This window comes from Clostridium sp. 29_15, assembly GCF_001916075.1.
GTDB classification, from domain to species: Bacteria; Bacillota; Clostridia; order Clostridiales; family Clostridiaceae; genus Clostridium; species Clostridium lentum.
Genome location: NZ_MNRT01000003.1, coordinates 39866 through 48464, shown reverse-complemented (window position 1 = coordinate 48464; position 8599 = coordinate 39866). Strand labels below are relative to the sequence as shown.

The window sequence follows — 8599 nt, the reverse complement described above, 5'->3', positions numbered from 1 at the left end:
CGGATATCATAGCAAACAGAAGGAGAACTAAATGTCCGAAATTTCATTAGAACTGAAAAACATAAAAAAGAGCTTCCAGGAAGGTGAGGACGTCCTGGAAAGCATTTGTCTTACAGCAAAAAAAGGAGAATTTGTCACTCTGCTGGGGTCTTCCGGCTGTGGAAAAACCACCACACTGCGGATCATTGCAGGCCTGGAACAGCCAGATTCCGGCCAGGTTTTTCTGGATGGAAAGGATGTGACATCCCTGGAACCGAATCAGCGCAATGTGAACACAGTGTTCCAGAATTATGCACTTTTTCCACATATGAATGTAGCAGATAACATTGGATATGGGCTGAAATTGAAAAAAACATCGAAAGCGGAGATCAGCAGAAGAGTCAAAGAAATGCTGGAGCTTGTTCAGCTTACGGGCTTTGAGAGGCGTAAGCCGTCAGAGCTTTCCGGCGGTCAGCGCCAGCGTGTGGCCATAGCCAGAGCACTTGTGAACAATCCGGAGGTACTTCTTCTGGACGAACCCCTTGGTGCACTGGATCTGCAGCTGAGGCGTGCCATGCAGCACGAGCTGAAGCGCCTGCAGAAGAAGCTGGGGATCACCTTTATCTATATCACTCACGATCAGGAAGAAGCCATCAACATGTCTGATACGATCGCTGTGATGAACCACGGTCGCTTTGAGCAGATTGGGACGCCGGATGAGATCTATAATCATCCGAAGACCAGCTATGTGGCAACCTTTGTTGGAAATGCCAATATCCTGACCGGCATTGTGGAAAGCATTGCGGAAGAGGAGATTGACGGTACTTCCGCTCAGATCACCGTAAGAACTGATGCCGGAAAAGTAAAAGTATCAATGGACACCGCAGCTACATCTGACAGAGGATATTTCCCACAAAAAGGAGAAAAGGTTACCATCGCAGTAAGAAGCGAAAATATCCGGTTTGAAGAAAATAAAAAAAATGCACAACAAAGCACGCCAAATTGCACATCAGAAAACACACAAAAGAGTGTACAGGAGCCCGCAGAAAAAAACACAGAGGACAGCTGCGATGGCTTAACCGCCGAAGTCATTGAAAAAACCTTCGCCGGCGGCCAGCTCCGTGTTGTTTTGAAAACTTCGGAAGGTCAGGAAATCGTGGCAAGCCGTTATGGAATTGATACAAATGTCAGTGTAGGAGAAAAGGTGCGCTGCTGTTTTCTTCCTACAGATGCAGTGCTGGTAGATCGGGAAGAAAGATCAGAAGAAGTATTGCCGGATCAGTCAGGTCCCTGTGCAGGAGGTACCCATGCGTAAGCACAGAGCAGGCTCCGTATGGATGATCCTGCCGCTGTACCTTTTTACACTGATCTTCGTCGCACTGCCTCTTCTGTATGTAGTTGCACTGAGCTTTTCCACAGCAGACGGCGGCTACGGCGTGAACTGGAAATTTACTCTGGATAATTACAAGCAGATCCTGGAGCCTGTATACCTGCAGACCTTTACGGGATCCTTCCGCCTTGCGCTCACCAGCACTTTGATCATCTGTCTGGTGGGCTACCCCTTCGGATACTTTATGGCAAAGCTTTCCGGGGGCAAAAAGAAGCTGGCCATGCTTTTCCTGATGCTGCCTTTCTGGGTGAATTCCCTAATCCGTCTTTATGGCTGGATCATCATTCTCCAGAAAAAGGGCCTTCTGAATTATCTGCTGATGAAGCTTGGCATCATCCAGGAGCCCTCAAAAATCCTGTACAGCTATCCTGCGATCGTGATCGGTATGATCTATGTATTGTTGCCGTTTATGGCACTGTCCGTATATTCCAGTGCGGAAAAGCTGGACTGGTCCCTTGTGGAAGCTGCCAGAGACCTTGGAGCCAGCAGATGGAAGGCTTTCTGGAGCGTCACCTTTAAGCTGACTTTGCCGGGACTTCTTTCCGGAGTGATACTTACCTTTATTCCGTCTATGGGTCTGTTTTTTATTGCGGATATCCTGGGCGGAAACAAGATCGTACTTGTGGGAAGTCTGATCCAGGAGCAGATGACAAGAGGCAATAACTGGCCCTTTGCCGCAGCACTGGCTGTGGTACTGATGATACTGACAACTCTGATGATCGTATTATATCGGAAGCTTACCAATGTGAAGGAACTGGAGGGAATCGGATGAAAAAGAACTCAAAGCTTTCAGGACTGTACCTGGGAATCCTGTTTTTCCTTATGTATCTGCCCATTGGTGTGGTAGTGGTATTTTCGTTTAATGAAGCAAGACTTCCGGTGCGCTTTACCGGATTTTCCCTGAAATGGTATCAGGAACTGTTTCAGGACAGGGATCTGCTCCAGGCATTGAAAAACAGTTTGATCCTGGCGGTGTCCAGCTGTGGGGTATCTGCAGTGATCGGAACACTGGGGGCTGTAGGACTTTCCAGGATCCACTGGAAAACAAAAGGGGTGATGGAGTATATTTCCATCCTGCCTCTGATGATCCCGGAAATCATTCTGGGAATGGTACTGATGGCATTTTTCTATATGCTGAACCTGCCATGTGCCCTATATTTTGATGGAGGTAAAAGCAAGGCTTGTGGGAATGGATCCGTCCCTGGAAGAGGCAGCCAGAGATCTTGGTGCCGGTTCCTTTCGGGCCTTCTGGGACATTACCCTGCCGCTGATCATGCCGGCTGTTATATCCGGCTCTCTGCTGGCCTTTGCCATGTCCATGGACGATGTGGTGATCAGTATTTTTGTAACCGGGCCACGTGTATCCACGCTGCCGATAAAAGTTTACACACAGATGAAAACAGGCGTTACGCCGGAGATCAATGCACTTTGTACCATAATGCTGGGAGTGATCCTTCTGGTACTGGCAGTATATCTGATTGCAGGAAAACGCGGGAAGGGGAATATAAAAGATGAGCAATAAACTGATCGAGTTAAAAAATCTCACAAAAAACTTTGATGACCAGCAGGTACTCCGGGGCATTAATCTGGACATCCACGAAAACGAATTCCTTACGCTTCTGGGACCCAGCGGCTGTGGAAAGACAACAACCTTAAGGATCATTGCCGGATTTGAGGAGCCAAGCGGCGGAGAGGTACTGTTTAACGGAATTGAGATCTCCAAGCTGCCTCCATATAAAAGAGAGATCAACACGGTATTCCAGAAATATGCATTGTTTCCGCATCTCAATGTTATGGACAATATCGGTTTCGGCCTGAATCTGAAAAAGGTAGATAAATCTGTTATTGAGCAGAAGGTAAAAAGAATGCTGAAAATGGTAGGGCTGGAAGGCTTCGAAAAAAGAGATGTTACACTTCTTTCCGGTGGACAGCAGCAGCGAGTTGCCATTGCCAGAGCTCTTGTCAATGAGCCGAAGGTGCTTCTGCTGGATGAGCCACTCGGCGCACTGGATGCCAAGATCCGTAAGCAGATGCAGATCGAGCTGAAAAAGATCCAGAGAGAGGTAGGGATCACCTTTATCTATGTTACCCATGACCAGGAGGAGGCACTTTCCATGTCTGATACGGTAGTAGTCATGAACAACGGTGAGATCCAGCAGATTGGCAGCCCGACAGATATCTATAATGAGCCGGAGAACCGTTTTGTTGCCGGCTTTATCGGAGAGTCCAATATTATAGAAGGAACAATGATTAGGGATTTCCTTGTGGAGTTTGATGGCTTCCGTTTTGAATGTGTAGACAAGGGATTTGAGGACAACGAAGCCATTGAGGTTGTTCTCCGCCCGGAGGATCTGGATATTGTGGAACCGGATCAGGCCAAGGTCAGAGGAACTGTACGGAACATTACGTTCAAGGGCGTGCATTATGAGATCCTGATCGAGACGGAGCTTCGCACATACATGGTGCACACTACCGATTATGCAGAAGTGGGACGTGAAGTGGGACTGAAGTTTGGTCCTGAGGATATCCATGTTATGTGCAGAATGGGAGGATACTAATGAAACAGTTCAAGCATCTGATCAAGCCGTATATCATCTGGGCTTCGATCCTGATCGTGGTACCATTGATCCTGATCGTGCTTTATGCATTTACCTCAGATGGAAATGAAGTTCTGACCCTGCATTTTACATGGGCGAATTTTGCAAAATTTCTGGAAGCTACATATTTAAGTGTTATCCTGAAATCCTTCCGCCTGGGTATCCTGACCACACTGATCTGCCTGGTCTGCGGATATCCGCTGGCATACATTATCTCCAAATATTCCGAAAAGGTGCAGAGCTTTCTGATCCTTATGGTCACCATTCCCATGTGGATCAACATGCTTCTCCGTACCTATGCATGGATGAACATTCTTTCTGACAATGGTCTGGTGAACAACCTTCTGAAAATGCTGGGAATCTCACCGATCACCATGATGTATACAGATTTTTCCGTTATCGTGGGCCTTGTTTGTAACTTTATGCCCTTTATGATCATTCCAATCCATACATCCTTAAGTAAAATGGACAAGTCACTGATCGAAGCGGCCAACGACCTTGGTGCCAATCCCTTTCAGACCTTCTGGAGGATCACCTGGAAGCTTTCCATGCCAGGTGTGGTCAATGGTATCATGATGGTATTCCTTCTGTCCATATCAACCTTCGTTATTCCGAAGCTTCTCGGCGGCGGCCAGTACATGCTGATCGGTAATCTCATCGAGTCACAGTTTATTTCTGTAGGTGACTGGAACTTCGGAAGTGCCATCCGATTAAAGGAGGCAGGAGATGAAAAGAAAAAATACCATATTTTCAAAATTATATGTAGTGCTGTGTCTGGCATTTTTTTACCTGCCGATCCTTGTGACCATGATCTTTTCCTTTAACTCATCCAAGTCCCTGACCAGATTTACAGGATTTTCCCTGCGCTGGTACGGAGAGCTGATAAACAACATGGAGATCAGTAAGGCAGTTTATGTTTCGGTCACAGTGGCAATTCTGGCAACTGTTATTTCCACAGCGCTGGGAACCATTACAGCCATCGGACTTTCAAAATCCAGAAAGGTGCTGAAGGAGATGGTCCTTACCATCAATAACTTTCCAATTCTGAATCCGGAGATCGTAACCGCGATTGGTCTGATGCTGCTGTTTTCTTCGCTGGGAATGACGAAAGGCTATCTGACCATGCTGCTGGCACATATCGCATTCTGTACGCCCTATGTGATCACCAGTGTATATCCGAAGGTACGAAGCCTGGATCCGAACCTTGCCAATGCAGCCATGGATCTTGGTGCAACGCCATATCAGGCACTTACCAAGGTTATCGTGCCCATGATCAAAGAAGGGATTTTTGCGGGAGCGCTCCTGGCCTTTACCATGTCCTTTGACGATTTCGTAATTTCCTACTTTGTTTCCGGAAACGGAGTAAAAAATATATCCATTGTTGTATATAATATGACAAAGCGCATCAATCCCACCATCAACGCCCTTTCTACTATTGTGATCGTGGTCATTGTACTGGTGCTTCTTTTTGCAAATCTGATCATGCCGAAGCTTCAGGCCTCCACCGTGAAAAAAATGGATCCGAAAAAAAGAAGGATCGTTGCGGTTGTCACAGCTGCTGCGGTTGTTCTGGTATTGGGAAAGTGGACGCTCGTAAGCCAGGGAAACCACGTGCTTCGTGTATATAATGCCGGAGAATATATGGACCTGAGTCTTCTGGACAAATTTGAGAAGCAGTATAACTGTACTGTTGTATATGAAACCTTCGAGTCCAATGAGATGATGTACACCAAGCTGGCCAGTGGTGAAACCTACGATGTTCTGGTTCCGTCAGATTATATGATCGAAAGACTGATCAAGGAGGAATATCTTCAGGCCCTTGACTGGAAAAAGATCCCAAACAGCAAAAATCTTCTTCCCGAGGTACAGAATAAGGACTATGATCCGGGAAATCGTTATTCCTGTCCGTATTTCTGGGGAACTGTAGGAATCCTTTATAATAAGAATGTAGTCTCTCAGGAGGATCTTGACAAAGAGGGCTGGAATATTCTCTGCGATGAAAAATATAAGGGAGATCTTTATATGTATGATTCCGAAAGGGATTCCTTTATGATCGCCCTGAAAGCGCTGGGGTATTCCATGAACACAAAAAATCTTGATGAGATCCAGCAGGCTTATGAGTGGCTGATCCGGCAGAGAGATACCATGGATCCGATCTATGCAGGTGATGATGTGATCGACAACATGATCTCAGGAAACAAGGCAATGGCGGTTGTTTATTCCGGAGATGCTTCCTATATTATCAGCGAAAATCCGGAGCTTGGCTATTATACTCCGCAGCAGGGAACCAATACCTGGTATGATGCCATGGTCATCACCAAGGACTGTAATGAAGTAGATCTGGCTCATGAGTTCATCAATTTTATGCTGGATGATGAAAATGCTCTTTCCAATACCGAAGAAGTAGGATATACTTCTACTGTAAAGAGTGCATTCGAGGAGATGAAGAACGGAACTTATGAGGGAATTTCTTCCTATATTCCGCAGATCGACAATCCAAAGAATGAGATCTTCGGATACCAGAAGCCAAAGATCAAACAGAAATTCGCAGAGCTTTGGACAAAGGTAAAAGCAAAATAACAAGACGTCAGAGAGAGACATGAAGGAGGTTCTATGAAAGTAAAAAAAGCAGCAGCGATCATGTTATGTGCGGTACTTGGAACATCTATGATAACAGGTGTCAGTGTCAGTGCAAAGGATAAGGATGAACTGGTACTTTATACATGGGACGGAATGTTTCCGCAGGAAGTGCTGGATGATTTTGAAAAAGAAACAGGGACCAAGGTAGTATATTCCAACTTTGATACCGATGAGACCATGCTTGAGAAGCTTTCCCAGGCAAAGGGCGGCGATTATGATGTGGTAATTGCAGATGATTACATTATCGACAGCGCGGTAAAAGAGGGACTTGTCCAGAAGATCGACAAGGATACCGTTTCCAATTTTAAGAACATCAACCCCCTTTATCAGGGACAGTTTTATGATCCGGATGACGAATATACAGTACCTTACGGAGCAGGAATCCCACTGATCGTTTATGATCCGGAACAGGTAGATATCGACATTAAAGGATACAAGGATCTCTGGGATAAGTCTCTGGAGGACAGCATTGCCATCGTAGGTAATTACCGCGTGATCTGTGGCATCACACAGCTTTCCATGGGAGAGAGCATGAACGAAGAAGATGTAGCCGTGATCGACAAGACCGGTGAGAAGCTGAAAGAGCTGGCACCGAACATTCGTATGATCCAGGATGACAATACACAGAATGCCCTTCTCAACGGAGAGGCAAGTGTGGCATTTCTTTATACATCACAGGTAACACAGGCACTGAAGGATAATCCGGATCTTAAGGTGGTTTATCCGGAGGAAGGTCTTGGATTTGGTATTATGGGAATGTTTGTGCCAAGTGAAGCACCGAATGCGAAGGCTGCCAATGAATTTATCAATTATATCCTGGAGCCGGAAGTATCTGCACAGTGCATCAACTATATCGGATACTACAATACAAACAAGGCAGCAGATGATCTGGTAGACGAGAGCCTGGTTGTTCCGGACAGCGTGACAAAGGGTGAAATCGTACAGAATGTAAGCCAGGAAGCAGAGCAGGAATACAATAAGATCTGGACAGAGTTTAAAGCTGCCTGCGATTAAGCAGACGAACCAGTAAGGGGGTTTTTCAGGTGGAGATATACAAAGGCACATCCGCTTTTTCCGGAATAGCCATTGGAAAAATACTGTATTACCACAGAGGCGAATATCAGATCCGTCAGTCCATGGTAGACAATGTAAAAAAGGAGCTGGATCGTCTGGATAATGCAAGAACAGCGGTAAAGAATCAGATCCAGCATATGTATAAAAACGGAGCACCCCTCCCCAAAGAGCAGGAGCTGACCTTGAAACGTCAGCTGAAGCTCTTAAGTGGTGGCAGCTTTCAGCGGGCTGTGGAAAGCATGATCACGACAGAAAAGGTCAGTGCAGCTTACGCAGTCCAAACAACCAGAGATGAGCTTGCCAATGTGTTCCGCAAGCTGGAGGACGAGGCTGTCAAAGAACAGATCGAAAATATCAGGGAGATCTCCGAGCTGCTGATCGGCGCCATGGGTGGCTCCCATGCACGGATCAATCTGGGAGATGAGCCGGTGATCCTTGCAGCAGAGCAGCTTTCCCCAAATGAACTTCTGGAGATGAACAAAGCCAGTCTTCTGGCGGTAGTCATGCATCAGGGGTCTGTTATTTCCCATGTATCGATCATGGCAAAATCCATGGAAGTCCCCACCCTGGTCGAGGTGGAGATACAGAAAGAATGGGATGGTCATATGGCTATTGTAGATGGGTATACAGGAACACTGTATATCGATCCGGAGCCGGAGCTTCTTAAGGAATATGAGATCCGTCATGCAGCAGATAAGGAAGAGCGGGAAGAACTTTTGAGACTTCGGAACCAGAAGGATATCACAGCCGATGGCAAGGAAATCAAGCTTCTGGCAAACATCGGAAATCTGGATGATCTGAATACGGTTCTTTATTACGGAGCAGCAGGTATCGGCCTTCTTCGAAGTGAATTCCAGTATCTCGGAAGAGAGAATTATCCAAGAGAGAATGAGCTGTTCCGTGCCTATAAAAAAGTAGC

Annotated in this window: 8 protein-coding genes; all 8 read left to right on the top strand. The window is 46.3% G+C overall.

The window, feature by feature from the left end; genetic code table 11:
- The first annotated feature begins 31 nt into the window (after positions 1–31).
- Positions 32–1294, top strand: a complete 1263-nt coding sequence (locus tag BHW04_RS00540; RefSeq protein ID WP_302698501.1) for an ABC transporter ATP-binding protein — start codon at positions 32–34, stop codon at positions 1292–1294.
- Positions 1287–2141: an ABC transporter permease gene (locus BHW04_RS00535; protein WP_302698500.1), complete on the top strand. Its 855-nt coding sequence runs from the start codon at positions 1287–1289 to the stop codon at positions 2139–2141. Before BHW04_RS00540 ends, BHW04_RS00535 begins: the two co-directional genes overlap by 8 nt.
- Before the next feature lie 390 nt (positions 2142–2531).
- Positions 2532–2891 (top strand): ABC transporter permease, encoded by a 360-nt coding sequence (locus BHW04_RS12190; protein ID WP_368072947.1) that lies wholly within the window; start codon positions 2532–2534, stop codon positions 2889–2891.
- Positions 2881–3927 carry a spermidine/putrescine ABC transporter ATP-binding protein gene (gene potA, locus BHW04_RS00525; protein ID WP_237971551.1) on the top strand — a complete coding sequence of 349 codons (1047 nt, stop codon included), beginning with the start codon at positions 2881–2883 and terminating at the stop codon, positions 3925–3927. The genes BHW04_RS12190 and potA overlap by 11 nt, the downstream gene beginning before the upstream one ends.
- Entirely contained in the window at positions 3927–4790 is an 864-nt protein-coding gene (locus BHW04_RS00520) for an ABC transporter permease (RefSeq protein WP_302698498.1), read from the top strand. The genes potA and BHW04_RS00520 overlap by 1 nt, the downstream gene beginning before the upstream one ends.
- On the top strand, positions 4693–6546 hold the full coding sequence (locus BHW04_RS00515; RefSeq protein ID WP_302698497.1) for an extracellular solute-binding protein: 1854 nt from the start codon (positions 4693–4695) through the stop codon (positions 6544–6546). Before BHW04_RS00520 ends, BHW04_RS00515 begins: the two co-directional genes overlap by 98 nt.
- A gap of 33 nt (positions 6547–6579) precedes the next feature.
- On the top strand, positions 6580–7620 hold the full coding sequence (locus BHW04_RS00510; RefSeq protein WP_110102094.1) for a polyamine ABC transporter substrate-binding protein: 1041 nt from the start codon (positions 6580–6582) through the stop codon (positions 7618–7620).
- Positions 7621–7649: 29 nt separating this feature from the next.
- A partial coding sequence (locus BHW04_RS00505; RefSeq protein WP_302698496.1) for a phosphoenolpyruvate-utilizing N-terminal domain-containing protein occupies positions 7650–8599 on the top strand: 950 nt, incomplete at its 3' end.